The 24,570-nt window shown below is 52.9% G+C and carries 16 protein-coding genes, 1 tRNA gene and 2 pseudogenes; 14 read left to right on the forward strand and 5 right to left on the reverse strand.

The genetic code is table 11. The annotated features are described in order from the left end of the window. Positions 1–216 precede the first annotated feature (216 nt). Positions 217–810, reverse strand: a complete 594-nt coding sequence (locus B142_RS0104735; protein ID WP_018120398.1) for a hypothetical protein — start codon at positions 808–810, stop codon at positions 217–219. A 349-nt stretch (positions 811–1,159) separates the two neighbouring features. Then, positions 1,160–3,931, reverse strand: coding sequence for a pyruvate dehydrogenase (acetyl-transferring), homodimeric type (aceE, locus tag B142_RS0104740; protein WP_018120399.1), 2,772 nt, complete (start codon positions 3,929–3,931; stop codon positions 1,160–1,162). Between the two features lie 286 nt (positions 3,932–4,217). Here aceE and B142_RS0104745 point away from each other — a divergent pair, with 286 nt between their 5' ends. Beyond that, the gene (locus B142_RS0104745; RefSeq protein WP_018120400.1) at positions 4,218–4,661 is read left to right on the forward strand and encodes a DUF3052 domain-containing protein; all 444 of its coding nucleotides are present in this window, start codon (positions 4,218–4,220) and stop codon (positions 4,659–4,661) included. Positions 4,662–4,756: 95 nt separating this feature from the next. Continuing rightward, positions 4,757–4,829 (forward strand) — tRNA-Val (locus B142_RS0104750). Positions 4,830–4,901: 72 nt separating this feature from the next. Here B142_RS0104750 and B142_RS0104755 read toward each other — a convergent pair. Then, positions 4,902–6,083, reverse strand: a complete 1,182-nt coding sequence (locus tag B142_RS0104755) for an IS481 family transposase (RefSeq protein WP_018120401.1) — start codon at positions 6,081–6,083, stop codon at positions 4,902–4,904. Positions 6,084–6,576: 493 nt separating this feature from the next. Then, positions 6,577–6,884, reverse strand: a pseudogene (locus B142_RS13980) (IS1/IS1595 family N-terminal zinc-binding domain-containing protein); the annotation flags it as partial. An 825-nt stretch (positions 6,885–7,709) separates the two neighbouring features. Between B142_RS13980 and B142_RS0104765 the strand changes: the two are divergent. The 8 genes from B142_RS0104765 to B142_RS0104795 all read left to right on the forward strand — a co-directional run bounded on the left by B142_RS0104765 (position 7,710) and on the right by B142_RS0104795 (position 19,454). Beyond that, on the forward strand, positions 7,710–9,335 hold the full coding sequence (locus tag B142_RS0104765) for a SpaH/EbpB family LPXTG-anchored major pilin (protein WP_026167847.1): 1,626 nt from the start codon (positions 7,710–7,712) through the stop codon (positions 9,333–9,335). Positions 9,336–9,519: 184 nt separating this feature from the next. Then, positions 9,520–10,434: a class C sortase gene (locus B142_RS0104770; RefSeq protein WP_018120404.1), complete on the forward strand. Its 915-nt coding sequence runs from the start codon at positions 9,520–9,522 to the stop codon at positions 10,432–10,434. A gap of 230 nt (positions 10,435–10,664) precedes the next feature. Then, positions 10,665–11,039, forward strand: coding sequence for a hypothetical protein (locus B142_RS13845; protein WP_208853756.1), 375 nt, complete (start codon positions 10,665–10,667; stop codon positions 11,037–11,039). Between the two features lie 835 nt (positions 11,040–11,874). Continuing rightward, complete coding sequence (locus B142_RS0104775; RefSeq protein ID WP_018120405.1) at positions 11,875–13,527, forward strand: SpaH/EbpB family LPXTG-anchored major pilin; 1,653 nt, start codon at positions 11,875–11,877, stop codon at positions 13,525–13,527. Positions 13,528–13,726: 199 nt separating this feature from the next. Continuing rightward, complete coding sequence (locus B142_RS0104780; protein ID WP_018120406.1) at positions 13,727–14,725, forward strand: class C sortase; 999 nt, start codon at positions 13,727–13,729, stop codon at positions 14,723–14,725. A 10-nt stretch (positions 14,726–14,735) separates the two neighbouring features. Beyond that, the gene (locus tag B142_RS11950) at positions 14,736–15,569 is read left to right on the forward strand and encodes an LPXTG cell wall anchor domain-containing protein (RefSeq protein WP_018120407.1); all 834 of its coding nucleotides are present in this window, start codon (positions 14,736–14,738) and stop codon (positions 15,567–15,569) included. 20 nt (positions 15,570–15,589) lie between these two features. Further along, positions 15,590–18,787 (forward strand): vWA domain-containing protein, encoded by a 3,198-nt coding sequence (locus B142_RS0104790; protein ID WP_018120408.1) that lies wholly within the window; start codon positions 15,590–15,592, stop codon positions 18,785–18,787. A 229-nt stretch (positions 18,788–19,016) separates the two neighbouring features. Next, the gene (locus B142_RS0104795) at positions 19,017–19,454 is read left to right on the forward strand and encodes a hypothetical protein (RefSeq protein ID WP_155860935.1); all 438 of its coding nucleotides are present in this window, start codon (positions 19,017–19,019) and stop codon (positions 19,452–19,454) included. 31 nt (positions 19,455–19,485) lie between these two features. On the opposite strand, the pseudogene B142_RS13510 reads toward B142_RS0104795, so the two are convergent. After that, positions 19,486–20,683 (reverse strand): annotated as a pseudogene (locus tag B142_RS13510) (IS3 family transposase). 534 nt (positions 20,684–21,217) lie between these two features. Here B142_RS13510 and B142_RS13745 point away from each other — a divergent pair. The 4 genes from B142_RS13745 (at position 21,218) to B142_RS0104830 (ending at position 24,515) form a co-directional block, all read left to right on the forward strand. Further along, on the forward strand, positions 21,218–21,862 hold the full coding sequence (locus B142_RS13745; RefSeq protein ID WP_018120413.1) for an LPXTG cell wall anchor domain-containing protein: 645 nt from the start codon (positions 21,218–21,220) through the stop codon (positions 21,860–21,862). Positions 21,863–21,890: 28 nt separating this feature from the next. Continuing rightward, positions 21,891–22,685 carry a class E sortase gene (locus tag B142_RS0104820; RefSeq protein ID WP_018120414.1) on the forward strand — a complete coding sequence of 265 codons (795 nt, stop codon included), beginning with the start codon at positions 21,891–21,893 and terminating at the stop codon, positions 22,683–22,685. 81 nt (positions 22,686–22,766) lie between these two features. Beyond that, the gene (locus tag B142_RS13800) at positions 22,767–22,919 is read left to right on the forward strand and encodes a hypothetical protein (protein WP_018120415.1); all 153 of its coding nucleotides are present in this window, start codon (positions 22,767–22,769) and stop codon (positions 22,917–22,919) included. Between the two features lie 42 nt (positions 22,920–22,961). Then, positions 22,962–24,515, forward strand: coding sequence for a Fic family protein (locus B142_RS0104830; protein WP_018120416.1), 1,554 nt, complete (start codon positions 22,962–22,964; stop codon positions 24,513–24,515). The last annotated feature ends 55 nt before the right edge of the window (positions 24,516–24,570 follow it).

Below are 24,570 nucleotides of genomic sequence, written 5' to 3' on the forward strand. Positions count from 1 at the left end.
GACAGCAATAATTTTGAACTGAGCCAGAGACCATAGGGCCCTATGCTATCGATCCACTAATCGACAGCATAGGGCCCTTGAGCATTACAATTGTGGGTTGGTGTTATGGACGTTCTGAAGCCCAGCGAATACGCTAGGGAAAATAGTAGACGGAAGACAACGAGAATAAGGCTGCCGCTGAATTAATTGGTTGCTGTGCCCCTACTCAGCTCGTTACTACAGTAAACGTTTCCACCACTTGTCTTGGCTACTAACTCGATGAATTCTTACCGATGAGCCTGAGATCGTTCCGGTGAGAATCACGCGCGGGGCATTCGGGTTTGGGTCGGTGTCGTCAATATCGAATGTTGAGGCAATGTTGTTCGTCATACGGTTTTCGAATGCAACCCCTAAGGGAGCGATAATACGAATCGTCGCCATTCTAGCCGTAATGTTGAACTCAGTGACTAGGGAATCCGCGTGTGCCTGGCGGAGATCAATATGGAGTGTGCCTGCATTTGCAACAAACTCTTGTCGCACAGGGACCCGCCAATCGCCGTTTAACTCGATCGTGCCGAAGGTGGTCTTCAGGGGCGCCGGAGGTGGCATTTTTCTGGCATTCGGCCGGACAGGAGGACTAGCAGATTGATACTGTTGTGCAGCCTGTCCCAGGTAATCCCGTCGGATCGACTGCAAAACATCCATCGAATCACTGGTCCACACGATCCCGAGCAAGTAATCGAACTGTTTAATGTTAATGCGCCCCGTGCCCACCGCGCGGGTGAGTTCATCCTGCAATTGTTGGCGCTGCTGCGGCGATGGGCTAGACATCGTTTCACCAATCCAATACTTTAAGCAAACTGGGGATAATACGTTGTTTTATATTACGGCGTTCAGTGAGATTTCATGGGCAGGGATAAGGAAAGTCCTAGTCATAGTCCCCCGCGGGTGGGGTAATCACGGTTTAGCACTCGGTGGATTGGCCGGAGATTTACATGACTAAACCCCGGCTAGAGGAGTCTACGCGATGAATAACGCGAAAGCCTCCAGCCGGGGCACGGCAGCTGGCCAGATAGCCTGCTAGCCAGCAAACGCGCTCGCCAACTAGCCAACCAACCGGGGCCAACCAACTAACCAGCAAAAACTAGCCAGCTACAGCTACAGCTTAGGCCTCAATTACTTATGCCTTGGTCGGATCATCCAAGTGGAACTTCTTGGCTGCCTTCTCGGCAACTTCTTCGTCCACGGTGCCTTCCTTGGCCAGGTTCAGCAGGGTGGCGACGACGATGGATTCAGCGTCGATGTTGAAGTAGCGGCGTGCGGCCTCACGGGTATCGGAGAAGCCGAAGCCGTCGGCGCCCAGTGCGGTGTAGGTGCCCGGCACGTATGGGCGCAGCTTCTTTTGCAGGTCGGTGCCGAAGTCGGAAACACCAACGAATGGGCCGTCGAAGCCTTCCAGCTGCTTGGTTACGAATGGCTTTTCTGGGTTGATTTTGCCCTGCTGCAGCGCTTCTTTGTTGCGTGCGGCAGCTTCGCGGGCCAGCTCGATCCACGAGGTCACGGAGAATACAGACGCCTTGACGTCGAATTCTTCGGCCAGGATTTTCTGTGCGCGCAGTGCTTCGACCATGCCCACGCCAGAGGCCAAGATGTTGGCTGGAATGGAGCCGGATTCTGCCGTGTTGTAGTGGTAGATGCCGCGGTGCAGGCCTTCCACGTCCAGATCTTCTGGCTCGGCAGGCTGATCCATTGGCTCGTTGTAGACGGTGAGGTAGTAGATGACATCTTCTCCGCCTTCTGGGCCGTACATCCGGTCGATGCCGCGGTGCACCAGGTGCGCAATTTCGTAGGCAAAGGCTGGATCGTAGGTCACCACAGCTGGGTTGGTGGCGGCCAGCATTGGTGAGTGGCCGTCCATGTGCTGCAGGCCTTCACCGGTCAGGGTGGTGCGGCCTGCGGTGGCGCCAACCAGGAAGCCGCGGGCCATTTGGTCGCCAGCTGCCCAGATGCCGTCGCCGGTGCGCTGGAAGCCGAACATCGAGTAGAAGATGTACAGCGGAATCATTGGCTCGCCGTGGGTGGCGTACGAAGTACCAGCTGCGGTGAATGATGCCACCGAGCCAGCCTCGTTGATACCCTCGTGCAGCATCTGGCCGTCCTTGGCCTCGGTGTAGGACAGCATCAGGTTGTGGTCTACCGGCACGTAGTTCTGGCCGTGTGGGTTGTAGATCTTCAGCGTTGGGAACCAGGAGTCCATGCCGAAGGTGCGGGCCTCATCCGGAATAATCGGAACGACGCGCTTGCCCAGTTCCTTATCGCGCATGAGTTCTTTGAAGGTACGTACCAGCGCCATGGTGGTGGCAACCTGGTTCTTGCCGGAACCCTTGCGCACGCTGCGCAGCTTGTCCAGCGGTGGTACCTCGATTGGCGAATACTTCGTGCGGCGCTCCGGCAGATAACCGCCGAGTTCTTTCCGACGTTCCAGCATGTACTTGATCTCGTCGGCGTCTTTGCCTGGGTGGTAGTACGGCGGCAGGGCAGGATCTTTTTCCAGCTGCTCGTCGGAAAATGGGATGCCCTGCTTGTCGCGGAACAGCTTGAGATCGTCCAAGCCGATCTTCTTCATCTGGTGCGTGGCGTTACGGCCCTCGAAGTTGTGGCCCAGGCCGTAGCCCTTGATGGTCAGCGCCAGGATGGCGGTTGGGCGGCCATCTTTCTTTTCGGTGGCGCGCTTGTAGGCTGCGTAGATCTTGCGGTAGTCGTGGCCGCCGCGGCGCAGGGCCCAAATTTCTTCGTCGGTCATGTCTTCGACGAGCTTGGCGGTGCGCTCGTCGCGGCCGAAGAAGTGCTCGCGCACGTAGGCGCCGTCGTTGGCCTTGAAGGTCTGGTAGTCACCGTCGGCGGTGTTGTTCATGATGTTGACCAGTGCGCCGTCTTTGTCGGCGGTCAGCAGCTTGTCCCATTCGCGGCCCCAGACAATCTTGATCACGTCCCAGCCGGAGCCCAGGAAGAAGGACTCGAGCTCTTGGATGATTTGCGAGTTACCGCGCACTGGGCCGTCGAGGCGCTGCAGGTTGCAGTTGACGATGAATGTCAAGTTGTCCAGGCCGTTCAGGGCAGCGAAGTGCACCAGGCCGCGGGATTCGGCTTCGTCCATCTCGCCGTCGCCTAGGAAGGCCCAGACGTGCTGGTCGGAGGTGTCTTTGATGCCGCGGTTTTCCAGGTACTTGTTAAAGCGCGCCTGGTAGATGGCATTCATCGGGCCCAGGCCCATGGACACGGTAGGGAATTCCCAGAACCAGTCCATGCCCTTCGGGTGTGGGTAGGAAGGCAGGCCGTTGTTCGGGCCACGCGAAACTTCCTGGCGGAAGCCGTCGAGGTCTTCTTCATCCAAGCGGCCTTCCAGGAAGGCGCGGGCGTACATGCCGGGCGAGGCGTGGCCTTGGAAGAAGACCTGGTCGCCGCCGGATGGGTGGTCTTTGCCTTTGAAGAAGTGGTTGTAGCCAACCTCATAGAGTGGGGCGGCACCAGCGTAGGTGGAAATGTGCCCACCGACGCCAATGCCTTCGCGCTGCGCACGGTGTACCATCACGGCGGCGTTCCAGCGCATCCAACGTCGGTAGCGCTTCTCAATTTCCTCATCGCCCGGGAATTCTGGTTCCTGGTCGGTGGGGATGGTGTTGACGAAGTCCGTCGAAGTCAGCGACGGCAGCGGTACGCGTTTCGCCGAGGCGCGCTCCAGCAGGCGCAGCATGAGGTAGCGCGCGCGGTCAGAAGAGGCATTTTCTAGCAGCCCGTCGAGCGAGTCCATCCATTCCCGGGTTTCTTCCGGGTCTTGGTCGTTCAGGTAGGAGGCAACGCCGTCCCGGATCAGCGGGTGGTTGGATTCGTCGCTGCCGAAGTCCTGCGCGGGGTTTTTGCTGTTTGCAGAATTGTCAGAGTGATCTGCCATGTGGTTCTCCTTGCACAGATATTTTTGCACCAGTTTTGCACCGATAGGCCGCGCTCACGCCGTTGAAACTGGGGTGCAGGCGGCGTTTGCCGATGTATAACCAGCCTCGCGGCAGCGCGCGGTGTGTGGGGTCCATGTTACCCGTGCTCACCGATGGTTGAACAACGCTAAGTAATTACGGCGGAATAACCCCGCATATCTCACATTTTCGGCGCTAATCGTTGTAGGGTGTGGCTTAAAGCTGTAATCAAGCTGTAACCGAGAAAACTCAGGAAGGATTAACACAGTGGTAGACACTCCGGGTGGCGAGGAGCGCACCCAGGATCTTGCACAGCGCCTTGGAATCGAAAAAGGCATGGTGGTGCAAGAAGTTGGTTGGGACGAAGACTGCGACAGCAGCATTTCCGAGGCCATTGAGGACGTTATCGGCGAAGAGCTGTTGGATGCAGATACCGATGAGCTTTGCGACGTCGTCCTGCTGTGGTGGCGGGAAGAAGACGGGGACCTTGTCGACGGTTTGGTGGACTCGATCACTCCGCTTGCCGACGGCGGCTGCATCTGGTTACTGACCCCTGGTGCGCAAAAGCCGGGCACTGTGGAACCTGGTGTGATCTCTGAATCTGCCCAGCTGGCTGGAATGGTGCAGACGAAGGCTGATCGCTTCGGTGATTGGCAGGCTTCCTGCTTGGTGGGCCGCGGCTATACCAAGTCCAAAGGCGCTGCAGTATAACGTTCTATAACCCCATAAAATGACGCTTAACCTGGCGATTTGCCAAAGTTTATGATGGTCATGTTATGGTGTACCAGTACCTCGCACAGAGGGATGCGGCTTTAGCTCAGCTGGAAGAGCAACTGGTTTACACCCAGTAGGTCGGGGGTTCGATCCCCTCAGGCCGCACAGTTGTGAAGTCTCGAGACATCGTTCCTATTTCGGTGTCTCGAGATTTTCTTCGTTTTGGGGGTTCGTTTTCTAGATTTCACCGAGTTGGTTGCGGTGGTATTTTTTGGTTTTGTCTAAGTGGTATCGGCCCCAGATTTCGCCTGTGTGGGGGTTAATGGCGGTGATGTCGTTGTTGATGCAGATGAGCATGATTTCTTTGGTGCGGTGTTTTCTTCCGACGTAGAGTTTGCGCATGTTGCCGGCCCAGCGAAGGGTTACTTTTCCGTCGTTGTCGACTTTGTCTCGCCGTAGGCGATTGTCGGTGCCAATGGGGATGTCGAGTGGTTGGGCTTTGGGTAGTCGGTTGTAGGCCTGTGCTGGTGTTTGTCTGTTGAGTGCTCGGTGGGGTCGGTGGTTGTTGTAGTAGTCGATGATGTCATCGAGTTGTTGGTTTAGCTCGCCGATGTTGTGGGCGAATGGCCTTGCGTGCAGGGCTTTTTGGAGTGTTTGGTGGAAGCACTCGACTTTTCCTTGGGTTTGGGGATGGTATGGAGTTCTATTCTTTTGTTGGATGCCCATTTGGAGGAGTAGCTGTTCGAAGCCGTTGCGAGTGTCGGCTTTTCTGTAGAGCTTTGTGGTGAACACGCTGCCGTTGTCGGTGAGGGTGGATTTGGGGAATCCATGTTTGTTACCTGCGGATATGAAGGTGTCGATGACGTTGGTGCCGGTTTCGTGTTCGAAGGCTTTGCAAGCGATGACAAAGCGTGAGTGGTCGTCGATGATGGTCAGGATGGCTACGCGTTGGTTGTTGTTGAGGTAGCAGTGGCTGTAGTCGAGTTGCCAGGTTTCGTTTGGTTGGTCTGCTTCGAAGCGTTTCCAGGAACTGCGTGGCCTTTTGTGAGGTTGTTCGATGACGTAGCCGTGGCGTTTGAGTATGCGGTGGATAGTTGATGCTGCTGGTAGTGGGGTTATTTTTTGTTGTTGAAGATGCCATCGGATGGTGTGGGCGCCGTTGTCTTGGCCGGTGTTTTCAAGGTGTTGTCGGATTTCGAGGATGGTTTTGACTGTGCTCTCTGGTACCTGTCTGGGGTTGGAGTGCGGGGCCCGGGAGCGTGGTTGTAGTGCTTGGTAGCCACCTTCTCGATAGCGGTGGAGTAGTTCGCGGATCCAGCGGGTGCTGACGTTAAAGAGTGCGGCGGCATCTTTATGACTCATGCCGGTCGTGAGGATGGTTTCGACGATGACTTTGTTGGAAGTCTGTTTCTTGCCCATGCTCTATTTTGGGCGGAAGTATGTCTCGCTACATCCTAAGGTGGTGCGTGTGTCCTCATTGTCCCTGTTGGGGTGGTTGTGTGGGAACAGCGGAACGATGTTGTGGCACATCAGAGCCTTGAGGGGCGGAAGGATGTCGTGAGACAGAGCGGAACGATGTCATGGAATCAGACACCTCAGGCCGCACAGTACGAAGACCGGGAACCGAAAGGTTCCCGGTCTTTCGCGTTGCGCTCGGGCGGGAGGGATATAGGGGGGGATATGCGGGATATGCGACAAAAGGGGATACGGACATTTTTTAGGAATATTCAGACTAGCAGGGGATATGCGACAAAAAGTGTGTCTGGGGTTGCTACCCCCGTGTTGGGGTTGGGTTCCTATCCATCCTTTCTGCACGCCTAGGTTGTGGTTGTAGTCGGTTGGGATAGCGTTCTCGTAGAGGGCTGGTCGTCCTGTTTGCTGGTCGGCTTCGTTCTCGTTGTGGGGCACTTCACTGGTCGTAGATACGGTTGGGTCTGGGGTGTTGGGGATGTCAATAAGCCAGAAGGGTGCGAAGCGGCGGTTGAGAGTCCACCTACTGGCACCTAATTGCCCAGCAAGTTGTGTCAGTGGCGTTGTCGATACTGCGTAGCGGTAGAAAGCCTGAAAATCTCGGGTTTGGGCTTTATCGGCTCGGTGACGTGTTAAGGAGCTGCCACAGGAGGGGTCTTTGCATCGCCATCTGGTTTTGCCTTTAGATGTGGTGCCGTTTTTCTTCTTGTGCCCAGCACATATTGGGCCTTGTGGTCTGTTAGTAGTCACTGGATAACAGCACCAGCAACCTGCTAGCACATGTAGGTGCCCTTCCGGGGGATTGAACGAAAATGGATCTGAATAAGGTTGTGGATCTTATTTCAGGCTTGATTTAGATGGTTTAACCAGAGCATATGGTGAAAATGAGCGCACACTTTTTGTCTATTGCCCCTAAGAACGCGCCATAAGCATGGTCACAGGCGATGGGGTATCTAAACGGGCGGTGCCGTGGTGATTGCTATCGCCTTAGCTGCTTGTCCTGGCGCTAGCTCAGAGGGACTTGGGAGTCGGTCTAAATGAACCGGGACCGTTTCCTCCCATTAAGGGGCCGAAGCTGTCGGAGAGACCGCTCAAGATGCAGCACACGGTTGGGATAAACGCCAAAAAATGTGTTTTTGCGACCTTCGTCCGATGCGAAATGTCTCCTGTGGGGAGCGTGCCTTGCGCTTGATCGAAGGGCGTTAGGTGTCAGTGTGCTCGTGTTAATTGCGAAAGGCTAATGGGGGAATTCTAAAAATAAGTTGAGAGCTAACTGAAATGATTTAATAATTAAACTGCCTATAACCTGCGCATATCATGTATTTGTGTTCTAGAACGATAGTATATGTGATCCAAAAGTGTTGCCGATGTGATTTTCTATTTTGCATTAGGAATTAAGTCATTCAAAGCATTATTGTTTCATCTGAATGATCACACGGGGTGGTCATTGACAAACAATTTCATATAGACGCTGCAATTTAAGCTTGGGAAGAATATGTGCTCTGAACAAGGAAAGCTACTAGGAGATTTATCGTCTTAGTGCGAGTTGTCTATATGACAATGAAAGGATCTGTCATGGCAAACAGCATTGCTAAACCAATTTCCCTCGCAATTGCAGCTGGCATCACTCTCGGTGGTGTTTTTGGAGCTGGCTCCCCAGCGTTCGCGCAGGACGGTACCGTACCCTCGGTTGCAGAGGAAGCAACCCAAGTTCTGCCGCCTGCGTCCTCGATTCCAGCCGGCAGCGATTTCTCTCTGACTTTGCACAAGAAACTCAACCCACAATCGCACGGTGAATCTTCAGGCAACGAAGTCGACGATGTAAGCGGTCATCCTCTCGAGGGTGTGCATTTCCAGCTGCAGAAACTGCAAGGAAATATCCGTGAACAAGCAGAACTAAGCCACCTGGCATCGGTCGCTGAGGAATTCAATCGTGCGAAAGGTACTTGGAAAGGTAATGGTGGATTGACGACTCCACCGCTTGATGAGGAGTTTCAGGCTCGTGAAGGCGCGACCAACCATAATGGTGAGTTGAGGTTTGATGGCTTGGACGCTGGTGCATATCTGGTGACCGAGACCCAGACACCGGCAGTCCAAGGTGCGCAGGCATTCGTAAAATCCAAGCCGTTCATTGTTTTCGTCCCTACCGTCAACAAAGAAGGAACCGGATGGGAAAGGAACGTTCACGCTTACCCAAAGAATTCTTCATTGAGCGTAACCAAGGATGTTTTCGATGAGAACAAGCATGCCTTGGATGACTCCCGCGATTTTGAGAGCTCCCAGGTCGGTTATGGACTGAATGCACAAGTGCCGGTTGCTCCTGAGGGTAGTTTCCTGAGAGAGTTTGTTATCCAAGACTCTTTTAATAATGCCGAACTGGGCATCGAAAAAGAGCTTAAGCCGCAGGTTTACCGCATTCCTGGTGGGAACGGGAAACTTGAACTCATTAATCCTGCAAATTACCAAGTGCTGACTGAGCAGCCGGTAACTAGCAATACTCAAAATCTGCCTGCGGACGCAAATGGTTCGTTTAAGATTGCGTTCAACAACCCAGAGGGTGCTGGCCTCCAGGGAGGCGACAGTGTGTATGTTGCTTTCGTAGCAACGATGTTACAAGCCGAAGATCAGGATATTGAGAACGCAGTTAACACTTCCGGTGTTTTCGTGAGCGACGTGAATGAGCAACATTTTGAAACTCCGAATGACACCGTCGTCACGCGCATTGGCGATGTCCGAATTCACAAGGTAGATCAGTCGAACAACGAGCGCTTGCTGGAAGGTGCAGACTTCGACCTCTTCCGTTGTGATGATCCGAAAAATGTTATTCAGTCCGGCACCACGGGTAAGAATGGTGAACTGACTTTCAAAGGAATTCACGTAAGTGATTGGACTAATAACCTGGTTCCGGAAAATCCGGTTGAATATTGCCTGCAGGAAACTGATGCTCCTTCCGGCTACTTGCAGACCCGTGAAGAACCCTACCGTTTCTTCCTCAACGTCGACTCCCGTGAGTTTGTCGAAGGCAGCCAAAACGGCGAGACCATCCGTCGTGTTTCGATGACGATTGAAAATATCCCGGATACCGACCGTCCGCTTCTGCCAAAGACCGGTGGCAAGGGTATCCTGCTCGTCGCACTGCTTGGTCTGGGAATCATCGGCGGTGGTGTCTACGCTGCCCGTCGTAACTCCGCTACCGCCTAAGCGTCTCTGATCTCACGCGCATTTCGCAGCGTGCAGGCAGGGGCTGGGGGCTGCCCTTCGGACAAAAAGCCCTCAATAGGTCCGGCGCTTAGTGCGCCGGGCCTTCGGTTAATCCAACGAAATAAGTTTATTGAAAAATTAGTATTAGTTTTATTGTATTTAGAGAGACTAGGAAATAACCGCTATGGCAGTTGCCACCCGTCAAGCCACGACGCCTAATAAACCTACACAAGCATCGGTATTCCGACGCGTGGTGGTGCCTGCCTTAATCATCCTGGTGGGAATTTCCGTGCTGTTGTATCCGGTCGTCTCAACACAATGGAACAATTACATTCAGCGGCAAGTTATCGAAGAGTACAGCTCGGAAATTACTGAAATACCTCAAGGACAACTCAACGCTGCTATCGAAGCAGCTCGGGAATATAATGCGAATTCTGGCGGTGGGCCGATCCTGGATCCGTGGCTCGCTCGGGTTTCCGAGGATAACCAGGATTACCAGCATTATTTGGAGCAGCTTTCCGGCCTCCATGCGATGTCTCAGGTTTCTATCCCGTCTATCGATTCTTCGCTACCGGTCTATCACGGAACCACGGAAGAGGTTCTGCAAAAAGGCCTTGGCCACCTGTACGGCACGTCTTTACCGGTTGGTGGAGAAGGCACCCACTCAATTATTACTGGACACACCGGGCTGACGACGTCGACGATGTGGGACAACTTGGTTGATGTCAAAGAAGGCGACGCAATTTATGTCAATACCTTCGGCGAGAAAATGAAGTACCAGGTGACATCCACAGAAGTGGTTTTGCCGCATGAAACAGAAAGTCTTGCGCAGCAACCTGGCAAAGATCTCATCACCTTAATTACCTGCACACCCTATGGTGTGAACTCGCACCGTTTACTCGTGCACGCAGAGCGCGTTCCGCTTGATCCTGAAGACGAAAACGCTTTCGACCAGAAAAACCGCATTGTGCAGTGGTGGATGTGGGCACTGCTGATTATCGCTCTGTTGGCTATTGCTTATCTTATTCACTGGATCCGCAAGGAACGTCGAAAAGCAGCTGCCGCACAGTGTGCTTCGCATGAGGTTACCCTCGTTTAGTGGACACCCGATTAGCGTGGATTTTGTGCACCTAAGAGAGGAACTTTACTCTGACTCGACAGTGCAAGAAGTACACGCCTGAGTAACGGTGTGAAGCTTTGAGCCTGGTAATCGAGTCGCGGCGCCCAATCGGTCCTGCGGATCGAGGAGATCGACGTCGCACCAGGCCTTTTGGCGCGTTGGGTAAAAATGAGCGCGAACGCCAAGGATCCTCTAATGAGTAACGCGAGGTGGATCTTCGCGCTGACAATGCTCGCTTGCGTTGTGAACTGGTAGAAGCGAAGATGGAAACAGGATTTTTGTTAAATGCGATAGCCTTCTTCGCTTTAAGGCAACGTGAGAAGAAAAATTCGAATTGGTGCAGCCACCAGAGCAGGACAAATTACAGCATCACCGGCACTATGGCATGCTTGTTGAAGGTGCCTCTGTCTGGATTCTATAAACAGCCGCATATGCAGCAGGAACGCTTATCCGGCAAGGATTTGTGGAAAGCTTTTACCCTGGTGTTGATCGCACGATTCATGAGATCTGGAAAGACGCCGACGAAGTGTGGTGTCCCCGCGAATCACCGCAGAACTTGCCGGACGCTGCCAGATTGTTCTTAAACAAAAGGGTGTCGCTCAGCGGATGCGGCTACTCGGCATTGGGGGCATCGTGTGCTTTTGCCCCAGTGACAACGAGTCAAGCTAGGCGAAAATCCACGCTACCTGAACTGGTCAAGCGCATGTGTGATACCGCTTGAACTTAACCGAGCATCGATGTCAGAATTTACCTACCTGCGCACCGGTGAACGATGGTTGTATTTGGGCACAGTCCAAGGCGGCTGAGTTGTTCCGGTCGACGCTTAAAACCGAATTTTATAGCCATCAGCGTTAGCTAACCCGCGATGGCGCTCGCCTGGCTGTGACTTACTGGATTAAGGTGGTCTATAACCGGCGGCGCCGGCATCGGCGCACCTTGGGCGGCCAGCCCCAAACCTCACGGCGAAGTATTCCGAGAGTTTCGCATTGATGTCTTCGGAATCCGTTAAGCCGGTGTTCGGAGACAAACACGTGTACGACCAAGGCTTGATGGATTGTCTAGTCCCCGGACGCTGGAAATATCGTGTGGATACTGCGTCTCATACTCGTCAGGAATACATGGACTCACTTTAATATCGACAAGGTTATGACACGCATTCAGAATCGTTCATGGGGGTGGGGGTTTCTGCCGGTAGCAAGGATTTTAGGGGGGGGCTTAATTGTTCTTGTTCAACGAGCTTGAAGTTAATTGAACAAATCCTTATTCTAAGCTTCGGATAATCGTAAGCAACGATTATTGTTTGATTTAAATTCATATAGACACTGCTGAGAAGGTAGGAAAGTTCCTATTTCCACTGGTCGGGAGAACTTGGTCCTTTCGATTCCTTAGCGTCAGTGTTCTTTCTTGAAAGGACCTCACATGGCAAAAGCCATTTCGAAGCCGCTCGCCCTAGCAGTCGCAGTCGGCTTGACTCTCGGTGGATCGTTCGGCGCTGGCGCTCCTGCGTTTGCGCAGCAAGACAGCGCGTCCCAATCGAACGAGGGATTGCCTCCGGGAGTAATCTCAGATGATTTGATTGACGGTGCTCAGCAAATTCTTCCAGGAGCAGCTTCGATCCCAGCGGGCGATAATTTTTCGCTGACCCTGCATAAGCGTCTGAATGCTCAGTCGTTGCGCGATGCAACAGGTGAGATTGACCTTCAGGCTGGTGGTGCACCGTTGCCCGGTGCGAAATTCAAGATTGAACGGTTGGAAGGCGACATTCGCACTCAACCTGGATTGCGTGATCTTGTCAGTAAGGCAAATTCGTATAACACTAACGCATCCCGCACAGCTGCCAATAAGCCAGCTACCGTGTCTGGGACCGTACAAAATGGCGAGACTAATGAAAAGGGTGAATTAGTCTTTTCGAATCTTCCAGCCGGCGCGTATTACGTTGAGGAGACCGGAACCCCTGATGGTATCAACGAGCAGGGGTTTGTAGCGACCAAACCTTTCATTGTCCTCGTTCCAATGGTAAATGAAGCGGGTAATGGCTGGAATTCTGCAGTACATGTATACCCAAAGAACACTGCAGTATCGGTGACTAAGACAGTTACAGACGCCGGCAAACACTCTGAAATCGAGGGAGCTGAAGGCCGGAATGGCGAGTCAAGCACCGTTACCTACACCTTGGAAGGCGTGGTTCCTGGTGCTCCAGAAGGTTCTGAACTGAAAGAACTGATGATTCGCGACTCCTTCAATAGTGAAGAATTGAAACTTGCGGAGAATTTCACGCCAAAAGTTGAGCGTATTCCCGGAGGAACGGGAAATGCCCAAACGATTGATGCTGCTTCTTACACGGTAAACACTAACGCCGAGCTGCCTACCAACACAGAAAACCGGGCTGAGGGGGCGAATAGAGCTTTCAGTGTCACCTTTGCTGATCCTTCGGCTGCTGGCCTTCAAGCTGGCGACAAAGTTCGTATTACCGCTGAAGTCACAATGCTGAATGCTCCAGATCAAAACATCGAGAACAGTGTCGACGAAACGGGCTTCTTCCGTGGCCCGGACGTAGACCAAAAGTTCGAGACGCCGAATGAAAAAGTCGTCACTTACGTCGGAAACATTCGCGTGATCAAAGAAGACGAGAACAATCCAGAGGTTAAACTCTCCGGAGCAGAATTTGGCCTAGCAGATTGTAAAACTCCTGATAATTACATCCAAAAAGGTGTAACCGGTCAAAACGGCGAATTGACCTTTGAAGGTATTCACGTCTCTAACTGGGTCAACAATGAAGCTCCAACAGACAGTGTCAAATACTGCTTAACCGAGCTTAAAGCTCCAGAAGGCTACATTAAAACTTCCGATAAGCCGTATGAAATCACACTTCTTCGCGAATCGAATGAATTCGTTGCCCAAGATGGCAAAACCATTCGTCGTGTTTCCCTGGAAGTGACAAACCTCCCAGATTCCGAGCGACCAGTACTCCCATCCACCGGTGGCATGGGTATCTTGATTGTCGCTCTGCTTGGTCTTGGAATCATCGCCGGTGGTGTTTACGCCGCTCGTCGTAACTCCGCAAAGGCCTAAGAACTCTGTTAGCTCGTAAAGCTTGAGCCGAAGCGTTCGTCTTCACGTGCAGGGTAGTCACTGTTTAGCTGCCCTGTAAACGAAGACAACTATATGCCCGGCGCATAAAGCGTCGGGTTTTAGTGAATCCATAACAATTTTTTATTATAAAACTTTATTATTTTAGCCCTTTACCCAGAAAGACCGGGGTTTAGCCACAATGACCCTTGCCACCCGTGAGCCTGCAACGCCTGACCAGGCACAACAAACGTCAGTATTTCGGCGCGTCGTAGTACCCGCGATTATCATCCTGGTGGGAATTTCCGTACTTCTCTATCCAGTGGTTTCCACCCAGTGGAATAACTACATCCAGCGCAAAGTCGTCGAAGACTATAGCTCGCAGATTCAAGACCTCCCCGAAGAGCAGCTGAACGCAGCCATCGAAGCAGCACACGAATACAATGCCAACTCCATTGGTGGCCCAATTCTAGACCCTTGGCTTGCTCGGGTTTCCGAAGACAACCTGGACTACCAGCGTTACATGGAGCAATTATCTGGGCTGCCAGCAATGTCTCAGGTCTCGATCCCGTCAATTGAATCCTCATTACCGGTCTATCACGGCACGACGGAAGAAGTGTTGCAAAAAGGTCTAGGCCATCTCTACGGCACTTCGTTGCCCGTTGGTGGGGAGGGTACGCACTCGGTTATCACGGGGCACACCGGCCTGACGACGTCGACGATGTGGGACAACCTCATCGATATGAAAGAAGGCGACGCGGTTTACGTCAACACCTTCGGCCAGAAGATGAAGTATCAGGTGATCTCCACAGAGGTAGTTCTGCCACACGAGACGGAAAGCCTGGCGCAGCAACCGGATAAAGATCTCATTACTCTGATCACCTGTACGCCGTATGGCGTGAATTCACACCGACTGTTGGTGCACGCAGAGCGGGTCCCGCTTGATCCAGAAGACGAAGCCGCGTTTGACCAGAAGAATGGCATCTTGCAGTGGTGGATGTGGGCACTGTTGATCGTCGCTGCGTTGGCTATCGCGTTTTTGATCCATTGGATCCGCAAAGAACGTCGTAAAGCAGCTGCGGCTAACGGTGACGATGCCGCCGCCGATGATGTGGAAGGCGCGGGGTTGACCAGTGCCGCGCGCAAGAGCTTGAACGCCACCGAAACCCCTAAGGCCGGAAGGCATCGTCGTGACAACTAATCTTCGCAAAATGACTGTGGCCGTAGCAGTTGCTGCGTCACTTGGGCTGTCCGCGCCGCTTGCCGACGCTAACCAGCGGGTAATCAGCGGCAATGATAAGAACTTGTCGGCGGATTCGATGGATGCTGCTCGTTCCCAAACGCTGAACATTAAGAAGTTGCCGCGGAATCCCCATGATGATCCGATTCCAGGTGCGAAGCCGTTTGGTGGGGTAGAGGGGTTGACCTTCCGCTTGTCAAAGGTGAATGGAGTAGATGCGACAACCGAGCTTGGCCGTGAAGCTGCGAAGCAATATACGGTGCAGCGTGCGCGCCATGAAGGCTTCAGTGACGCCCGTGAACAAAAAACCAATGCTGATGGCGTCGCGGAATTTCGAGATTTGGGGCCAGGACTGTATCTGATTGAAGAGTTCGCTCCAGATGATGAACATGATTGGCGTCTGTCTAGGCCACAGCTGGTGATTTTGCCGCTGGGTGATGTCATGGGAGAAAACTACAGCTATGACAACGTCTTGGTGACAAAACCGGATTCAGGTACCCCGCCAACAACTCCACCGGGTACTCCGCCGGAAGAACCAGGAACACCACCAAGTACACCGGAAAAGCCAGGCGATCCGGGGACTCCTCCGAGTACACCGGGAGAACCCGGCGACCCAGAAGTACCAGACACTCCCGATTCCAATGGGGAACGGCCTGAGGGCGGAGATACCGAACGCCCGCGTGATGGAGCGCTGGCAGTTACCGGTGCAAATGTTCTTTGGGCGTTTGCTGTGGGCATTGCCATGATTGTCCTCGGTTTTATCCTGATGCGCCGTAAAAACATTGACAATAGAAGCCGTACGTAGAGGTTTAGAAAGAAAACGACGTGAATAACAAATTGCTTCTGTCGCGTAGCGTGGCCAAGATCGCGATTGTGTTGGTCGCAGTGGTGGCCATATTGGTTACTCTGACCTTTACTGCACCGTATCGTGCTTTTGCGGATGACAATTATGAACCAAACGTCGACCTGACGGAGAATGCTGAGGTACCTAATCCAGGCGATTTGACTTTGGAGGCACCTGGCAATGCTTCCGATGGTGATTCCGAAGATCCTGCACCAGTTGACGGTGTAGTTGCTCCCGGAACCGAAAACCTTGACAGTGCCCCTAACAATAGTGGTGCTGAAACGGTGGAATTACCGCTTGGTGAAGACCGAGCTCCAGACCCCCAGCAGCGTGGAGAAAGCCGACAAGCACCCCAACGGGGTTTCAATACGTGGCAAACCAACCTCGAAAATGGTCCACTGGTGACAATGATCCGGCCGCAGAAGCCGAAGCGCCAGGATCCAAAGGAAGAATCGCAGGTGTTCATGCGTCACACCATTACGAAAGATATTGTAGTTTCGGGACCCCTGGAGGCTAAAGTCGAATATCAAAATGGCTTCGACGTCACAGGAACCCACGGTGCGGCTGAGCTGCGTATTTATGATCCTAACGGTCGTGAAATTCGAACCGTCCAAGGAAATCCAAATTCGGATCGGATCCCCGCAGTGGATAATACTGGTGGAAATGGTTGGGGTGGACTCTTGTTCCGCTTTGACGGTGAGATCGCTGTATCAGCAGGATCTACGTTCGAGGTCGATATGGTTTTCCACGGCCGTGGTAAAAATAACGTTCGCCGACAGAATCCGAACTTCCAAGGCCCGCTGGGGCCTGGCCAGCTAAAATATAACGCGCGACCAAAAAGCCGTTTCGCACATCCCGGGCAAAGGCTCGCGTCTTGCACGCGTTCGTTAAGCGGTTTTTCACGGACAGATCTTAATGGTTTCCGTATTGCTCCAAATAGTAATTTTTCAGGCGAAATAAAACGGGTAATTGAGACACGCTTTTATGTAAACGGACAGCTTGGAAACCCAATTAGGGAGCCATTGAACACTCCTATTGACGGGTTGCATGTCGATGGCCGTTTTAATTCTCCAGTAAGGCAACAGAGCTCAATCTTTTGCGTGATTTTTGAAGTAGATGCCGACAAACGCATTGATCCGAATAATGTATCTGCGGATTTCATGATGGCTCTCGACTACGCGGTACTGTCTGGCGCACCTGACAACATACTTACGAACACGGTCCTCGAAGCACCTCGTGACTGGGATCGTCCACAACGGCGTAACCCAGAATTGCCAAAACAATGTGGGTTGAATATCGCGGTTGTTATGGATGCTTCGAACTCGATCTTCCCGAATGGTGTACAAGCTATGACGGATTCCGCGCGAGCCGTAGTCACCCGACTTGAAGGTACAGGTTCTTCCGTTGGTATCTATAACTTCGCTTCCGAAGCACCGCGATTCCAGGACGCGCAAGTTTCGAGCCAATCTACCAATGATCCAGCGGGCCTAGCACGATTGAATCGTGCGATCGATGCCTACAGAACGCAGATGAGTAACATTTCGCGCCAGGAAGGGCACGAATCTCGTCGGGGTGGCTCTACTAACTGGGAAGCCTCGTTGAAGCAAATTCGTCAATATAACAATGAGAACCCGAGCCAAAAATATGATGTCGTCTATTTCGTGACAGATGGGTACCCAACTGTTAGCGATGCCGAACCTGGAGCTGGAGGTGAAGAACGAAGCGGTGGCATTGTGCATGTCACGGATGTGAATCGTGCACGCCAAGTCGCAGACGAAATTAAGGGACAAGGAACATTCATCCAGCCTTTGCTCGTTGGTTTAGCCTCCGATCACTCAGAGGTCGTAGCAAAAGACTCAACCGTGCAAGGTATGACGCTCGCTCAACGCTATCTCAACGGACGTGGAAAAGTTCCGGGTCACATTATCAATACTTGGCAGCGGCAGAACTTAGGTGTGGACGATAACCGGCTCCTTGAATCCCTCAAGTTTGCTCTAGATTCAGGGCAAGCAGATATCACGCGTTTTGACCGTTCGATGGTTATCGGTGATGGGTTTGGCGACGTGCTTGCAGCTCCTCACGATCCACAGCCGAAACCCGATAAGTCGCGACCCGTTGTCGACGGAAAAGTGGTTTTAGATCAGCGCGACTGGAATAGTTGGGCAGTGGGAGTAAAGAATCCACAAGAAATCGGCAATATTATCGGTGACAACAATGCGGTTGTTGCTGAGGGCTTCGATGATCTCGAAATTGCGCTAAGCCGCTTGGCGCTAGCCTCTTGTGGCGGGTCGGTAACTCTGACTAAGGAACTTATTGATGCAAGTGGGCAGCCTATTCAAGATGCAAACGTGGCAGGATGGGAGTTTAAGGCACATACCCCTGAGGGAAGCTTCCTATTGGTAGATGAACGCCGAGTGCCAACCACGACTGCCAGTACAGGCGATGATGGACACGTACGGTTCCAGCTTGAAACTGACACGCCAGACCAGCACGTTGCTGTCGACCTCACAGAGACTCAGCGTCCTGGATTTGAGTTAGCTAAGTTGGGAGACGCGGAGGATTCTCCGCATGCGCAATGTAGTGTGCAACACCTGGAAAGCGGCGCTACAGAGCTGCTGCCCGTCCAGAACCTTGTCAACGGATTTAACGTCCAAGCGTCCGCCGGCCAAGTGATTACTTGTCGGGTAGTCAACCGGAAGTTGCCGGACGAAATGCGTTTTAAGATCAGCAAGCTTGATTTCGAGACCCAGCAACCAATCGATGGAGCGAAATTCCAAGTTTTTGCAGCTAACGACCAAGGACAACCGAACTGGGAACGTGGCCCTATTTGGGATACCGATAACCAATCGACGCAAACAATGAATCCAGGTGAATACTATCTGGTAGAAACCCAGGCGCCACAAGGTTATTCCTTGCTGCCACAACCGGTGTATTTTGAGCTTGCCCAGAACGAGCGCGGTACGTACCTGTCCGCAGCAGCACCTTTCATCGTGAATACCCGGATCGATCAGGAACAGGATGCACAGGGACGTCCGGTGTACGTTGCTGTTATGGAACTGGCTAACGTGCTCAAAGGAGATTTGCCATTGACTGGTGGGCGAGGAATCTGGGGATTCACCCTGGTTGGCCTTATTCTTCTGGCAATGGGTGCGTATTTTGTGCAGCGGCGAACTGGCTAAACGGTATAGCGCGGAGTAGTCGTCGTATTCTAATAATCCACTATTATTGGAATGCGTAACGAGTATAATCGATTGAACAATTCGGGTGCTACTGGTGTCTTCTCAATGAGCTTGGCGAATACGCTCAACGCGGAGAAATCCGTTCGGCAATTCGTTGGCTACATGATTTGGTCTACCATTAGAAAGTTTAATTAAATAAAATCCGAACCTCCTTAAGGATGTTCATAGTTTGTTAACGAAAGAATTTAAAACGATGGCGCAGCAAAAATCCAAGTTGAAATGGGTAGAAAACTTGTGTTGGACAATTATTGAGTTTGTCTACAGTAGTGTGGCGGCGGTCTGTGTTATATACAGCCCTACGTTTGACACCGCTGGAAATCAAATCACCCTAATAGGATTTCGAGATGGTGCCTCTGCATTGGCTACAATATCCATTGCGTTGGTTTTTGTGCTGGCCATAATCTTGCTAATTGTCTATGAAGTGCGTAAAATTCCCATTTCTATTGTGCCATTTTTATTCATCATTGCAGGTGCTGTCGTTTTTATGATGCTGGCACCTTTAGTAGGGCAAATTTGTGATAATGAGATTTTTGCGCCAATTTTTGTGGCAGCGTTAGGGGTTGTTATAGTTAAAACGATTAGGACACGAGTTGGTAGACGGGCCTGACCCCCGGAAAGTGGACGCGGTCTGGGCTTCGCTATGCTGCTTTAGTCAGTGTAGCTGAAGTCTCGGCTTCAAAAACATCAGGAGCCACAAGATTGCACCAGGAATGCCGCCTGCGCTTGTTGTAACGCATACACCAACGAAAAACTTCCTGGCGGCAGACGACCGGATCCTCAAAGACTTTCCTATCACGCAAGACTTCCCGCTTTAAGGTGGCGTTAAACGATTCTGCTAGGGCATTATCAGCACTCGTTTCCACCGCCCCCATAGACTGGCGCACACCCAGCGACGAGCAGTAATTTCGAAACGCCTGTGAGGTATACACACTGCCGTGATCGTCAGTGGAAAACAGCCCCGTCAAGACTGCCACGTACACCGTGTGCGTGGGATAGGGCATCAATAACCAGTAAGCCTCGCATGTGGTCTGCGAGTGCATAACCTGCAAGTTTGCGTGAATACGTGTCAATGACCGTGGCCAAATACATGTTCTTGCCGCTCTTACACGGCAAGTAGGTAATATCGCCGACATAAACACGGTTCGGCTCGTTAGCTGTGAATGTGCGTCCCACTAAATCCGGCATGACACGGTGACCAGGCTTGCGCTTGGTGGTGATGCATCGACGCCGTTTAGTAAAGCCTTTTAGCCCCATGGCTTTCATGATTCGTGCGACCTTCTTATGATTGATCGGGCCAACGGTCGTGTCCTCCTTCAAGGTTGCGGCGATGCGTTTGAGCACCATAAAGACCATGCTCATCATTAAAGATGGACCTGATTTTTACGCCAATAAGACTGTCAGAATGCATCTTTAACCTGCGTTTTTCGCGGGTGTGGACCCATTTGTAGAACGAGGAACGATTCAGCTTTAAAACGTGGCACATCCGTGTGAGCCGGGTACTCGGTCCGGTGGTCATAGACAAACTGGAAGCAGAACCCCAGTGAGTCTGCTTTAAGCAAAATATTTGGCCGCCTTGCGCAGAATATCGCGTTCTTCGCGCAGCTTAGCGTTTTCTTTTTCTAACTGCCGGATGCGCTCAGAATCATTCGCCGCTTGGGCTTTATCGTGCACGGTTTTCGTGCGGGAACGTTTTCCGGTGCCGTAGTTTTTGACCCATGAATGTAGCGAGACTCGGTTGATGCCGGGCTCTGCTGATGCTGTCTCCAGTGAGAGTTCCTCATTGTTTTCATACAGGGCCACAGCATCGCGTTTGAAATCTTCGAAATACCTGGGCATGGTGGTAGATTACCTTTCTTTCCAACCCGACTGGGTTGGGTATCAGGTGTCCACCAAACAGGGGTCAGGTCCCCGATCAACGCGAACGACGGCTATGCCGCGTCAGTAGAACCCGGAAATGGCTGGGGAGGTATTGACTTCAATGAAAAAGGTGAGTTCACCGTACCGGCAGGTTCCCGCGTCGAAGTGCACATGTTCCTACACGGCCGCGAAAAGCATGGACGGAAGCTCAAAGAACCTAGTACTCGTTCCCCGCTAGGTCCCGGGGCACTTGAGTTTCAAACCGAAATACTGGAACAACAACGCCGTTTGTGCGTGCAACCCGACAGAACGGCGCCGATAACTGGGTTTCGAATTGCGGCCAAGGCAAATATTAGAGGCACGATTAGCGGTGTTCAGGCCCTTCGTTTCGGTACCGGAAATGACGCCGAAGAGATCACGGCCCGTCACGAAACCAACATCGATGGTCTACAGCTTTCTGGAACATTCACCACTGCAGTAACACAACCTACAGGCGGGCTAGGAGCGGAAGGATTGCCGAAACCTTTCTGCGTTGATTTCTCTTTCAACGCCGACCGGACCGTGCCAGAAAACGAAGTGGAGAAGTACTTCGGCCTAGAGCTGGACTATGCACTGATTCCGTTCGAAGCTAGGGCCTTTGACTATGACGAGCGTGACAGCGAGAATAAGACCAAATTGGTGGGCGCATACTTTGCTGTGTACGCAACAAAAAGCGTTGATGATCCCGCTGCAGGCGAAAATGCGGATCAGCCTGATTGGGACAAGCGCGTGTGGAGCAGTGATCAAGCAGAAAACGCGAAGTTGTCTCCTGGTGTCTACTATCTTGTAGTAGAACAAGCCCCGCAAACTGCAAGCCCTACGTCGCAGGCGCAGGGTGATGCGCAAGGCTATTCTTTGCTTCCCGGGCCAATTCGGTTTGAGCTTACCTATGGCAAAGGAAGCAACGACGGCTTTGGCATCAATGATCCTTCATCGGCGGAGGCTCCCTTTGTACTGAGTGCTCGAGTCGAAGATGGTCGTGCGATTATGGACATTGGTAACATCACCCGTGGCGAGATGCCGCTTACCGGTGGCCGTGGTGTCTGGGGATTTGTGGTCGCTGGTCTATTGTTGTTAGCAGTCGGTGGCTATGCTGCGCAGCGGCGTCGGCAAGTATAAAACACTGAGATAAGGCGATGGGAAGCGCATGAAATCTGAGGCGTTTAGTTTCCGGCGGTTGTTGGGTGAGATCTTGCTGACCGCCGGGCTGCTTATCGTATTGTTCGTGTTTTATGAAGCGTTCTGGACGAATGTGAAGTCAGGGCAGCTGCAGGCGCAAGCGAATGAGCGCATGGAGCAGCGCTGGCAGGAGACCGGTGGTGGCGTGCCGGGCGACGGTGATGCTGAACCGGAAAGCGGGCAGGCGTTTAGTCGGATCTATATTCCGCGGCTGGGCGCCGATTATGAGTATGCGGTGTTGGCTGGGACTTCGCAGGACGTCTTGGCTGCTGGGCCGGGGCATTATGTGGATACGCAGGGTCCAGGCGAGATCGGCAATTTTGCGATTGCTGGGCACCGCATTGGGCAGGGCGCGCCGTTTGTGCACTTGGAAGACTTGCATGCTTGTGATGCCATCGTCGTCGAGACTGCTACGCAGTGGATCACCTATCGCGTGTTGCCCCTGGACGGCGTGCATGGGGGAGATGTGCCGGCGGTGGCTGAATGTTTTCATGAGGAGCAACGCGCCAAGCTTGCTGGTGAGTACTCTGGCATTGCCGGGCGGCATATCACGCACCCGGGCGATGTTGGGGTGATTGCGCCGATCCCTGGTGTGGATCTGAGCCAGGAAGGTGCACCGGTGGCGAGTGAATCGATGGTGACGCTGACGACGTGCCACCCATGGTTCTCGAATAGCCACCGCATGATTGTGCACGCGATGGAAGTTGAAGCCCTGGACAAGGCGAATGGGCAGCGTCCGGCGGCGTTGGATGAGGCTGTTTAGATGTTGGGCCTGGCTGGTAAGGACGCCTGGGGCGGGCCGAGCTAATAGGATGAACGGCGCAGAAAGAAAATGAGGTGAGGTATGTATCGCGGATTGTGGAACCTGCTGCCGGGTGGGGTGTGGGTGAAGTCAGTGTTGGCGGTTTTGCTGGCAGTGGGGGTGTTCTTCCTGCTAATGGAAGTGGTGTTTCCCTACGTCGCGGAGCTCATGCCGTACTCGGATGTGGCGGTGTAATCAATCAACTGTTCTATTTTCTGGCCGGTGTAGCGTGTCAGTATGACCGAGAACAGCGAAACCAACCTGCATCAACCGGCTGATGTCTCGCCCGAGTCCATGGGTGCTGAAGCAGTCGGCTACTGGCCGTTTCCTAGTGTTTCTCAATGGGCTGGCCTCGCGGTTTCGTTGCGCGACGTAGATAACGCACACGCGCGGATGCAAGAAGCAAAAGAAACAGTTTCTACTGAAGCTCTTGGTTCCGTTCTAGAGGCTGCACGGCGGGCTGCAGCCGTCGACACGAATGCCATCGAAGGGATTTTTCCCACGGATCGTAGCTTCACGCGCACAGTGGCAGAGCAAACTGGTGCGTGGCAGCAGTTGATGGACCAACGCGGTGCGCACGTAAGGCCAGCATTTGAAGACACCCTAGCCGGGTTTGACTTCATCTTGGACCACACCACAGGCAAGTATCCGCTGACAGAAACCGCGATTAAAGAACTACACGCGGTGATGCTGAATAGCCAGGACGAGATCACGGTGTATGTGTCTGTTAACGGCAAGCTGCAAGCTCAGCGGCAAAAGCTGCCGAAAGGCGAATACAAGAAGCAGCCGAACAGCGCTACCCTGCACGACGGCAGCACTTTCCATTATGCTCCGGTCGCTGACACGGCTCCAGAAATGGCGCGCTTTATAGCAGAGCTGAACTCTGAGACGTTTGCGGGACTGCACCCTGTGGTGCAGGCTGCGTATGCACACTATGCGTTTGTGCGTATTCATCCATTCGCCGACGGTAACGGCCGGATAGCGCGGGCATTGGCAAGTATCTTCTTATACCGTTCTCTTGGGGTTCCGCTGGTTATTTACCATGACCAACGCGCCGATTATCTGGATGCGTTGGAAGCCGCCGACGACGGTGACTTCAAGCGGTTAGTGCGGTTTCTCGCCGAAAAATCAGTGGACACTGCCTGGTCGATAGCACGCAGTGTGCGTCGGCATAGTACGGGCGGACGTCGGCAAGCAGGCGCTGCTGGGGTACGGGGGCAAGAATCCGGAGCAATTTCTGCGGACCTCGAACTGAGCGCCTTGCTGGATGCCGGTGCTGAGAAAAACAGCGGTTCGGGGGCGAAAGCGATCGGCAACGATGACGTCGGCAAGCAGCAATTGGCTGAAGGTGCTGTGCGTCTGCATGAATTATTGGTGTCTGCACTCGAGCGAGAAGTTGCTGAGCGTAGGGTGGGCGAACAACTGAATTTACGCGTCAGGACCGGAGAGGACGCCGCGCAACCGTGGGCTTCAAGCGACGGGATCCGTGATTTTCATGAATTAGGGATAGACATGCGGATTAGTGTTTTTGCAGATTGCCCTCGGCTTCAGCCGCACCCGATCAGTTGGGAAGTGGAAATCTTTGCCGCAAATCACGGCGGGAATCCGGCGGAGAATGACCCAATTTACGATTACTGGGTATCGACTCCGGAATCATTGCAGTTGCAAGTTTTTCGGCGGGAGCTGGACCCCGTGATTACACAACATTTACGCGTTGCCGTAGAGATTACGGCGCGCGATATTGTCGAAGAATTCCTGCAGTTCTTGATCAATGAACTGAAGGGTGTGTAGGCGCAGGGCGCCCGGGAAAATACGGTTCTCGTTGGGCTTAAAATCCACCGCGGCC

It is taken from the genome of Corynebacterium propinquum DSM 44285 (genome assembly GCF_000375525.1).
GTDB lineage: Bacteria > Actinomycetota > Actinomycetes > Mycobacteriales > Mycobacteriaceae > Corynebacterium > Corynebacterium propinquum.

What these genes read in the sequence shown, in the direction of transcription:
- B142_RS0104735 (WP_018120398.1), bottom strand. Translation starts at nt 810, where the DNA reads ATGTCTAGCCCATCGCCGCAGCAGCGCCAACAATTGCAGGATGAACTC.
- aceE (WP_018120399.1), bottom strand. Translation starts at nt 3,931, where the DNA reads ATGGCAGATCACTCTGACAATTCTGCAAACAGCAAAAACCCCGCGCAG.
- B142_RS0104755 (WP_018120401.1), bottom strand. Translation starts at nt 6,083, where the DNA reads ATGGGCAAGAAACAGACTTCCAACAAAGTCATCGTCGAAACCATCCTC.
- B142_RS0104765 (WP_026167847.1), top strand. Translation starts at nt 7,710, where the DNA reads ATGGCAAACAGCATTGCTAAACCAATTTCCCTCGCAATTGCAGCTGGC.
- B142_RS0104770 (WP_018120404.1), top strand. Translation starts at nt 9,520, where the DNA reads ATGGCAGTTGCCACCCGTCAAGCCACGACGCCTAATAAACCTACACAA.
- B142_RS0104775 (WP_018120405.1), top strand. Translation starts at nt 11,875, where the DNA reads ATGGCAAAAGCCATTTCGAAGCCGCTCGCCCTAGCAGTCGCAGTCGGC.
- B142_RS0104780 (WP_018120406.1), top strand. Translation starts at nt 13,727, where the DNA reads ATGACCCTTGCCACCCGTGAGCCTGCAACGCCTGACCAGGCACAACAA.
- B142_RS11950 (WP_018120407.1), top strand. Translation starts at nt 14,736, where the DNA reads ATGACTGTGGCCGTAGCAGTTGCTGCGTCACTTGGGCTGTCCGCGCCG.
- B142_RS0104820 (WP_018120414.1), top strand. Translation starts at nt 21,891, where the DNA reads ATGAAATCTGAGGCGTTTAGTTTCCGGCGGTTGTTGGGTGAGATCTTG.
- B142_RS13800 (WP_018120415.1), top strand. Translation starts at nt 22,767, where the DNA reads ATGTATCGCGGATTGTGGAACCTGCTGCCGGGTGGGGTGTGGGTGAAG.
- B142_RS0104830 (WP_018120416.1), top strand. Translation starts at nt 22,962, where the DNA reads ATGACCGAGAACAGCGAAACCAACCTGCATCAACCGGCTGATGTCTCG.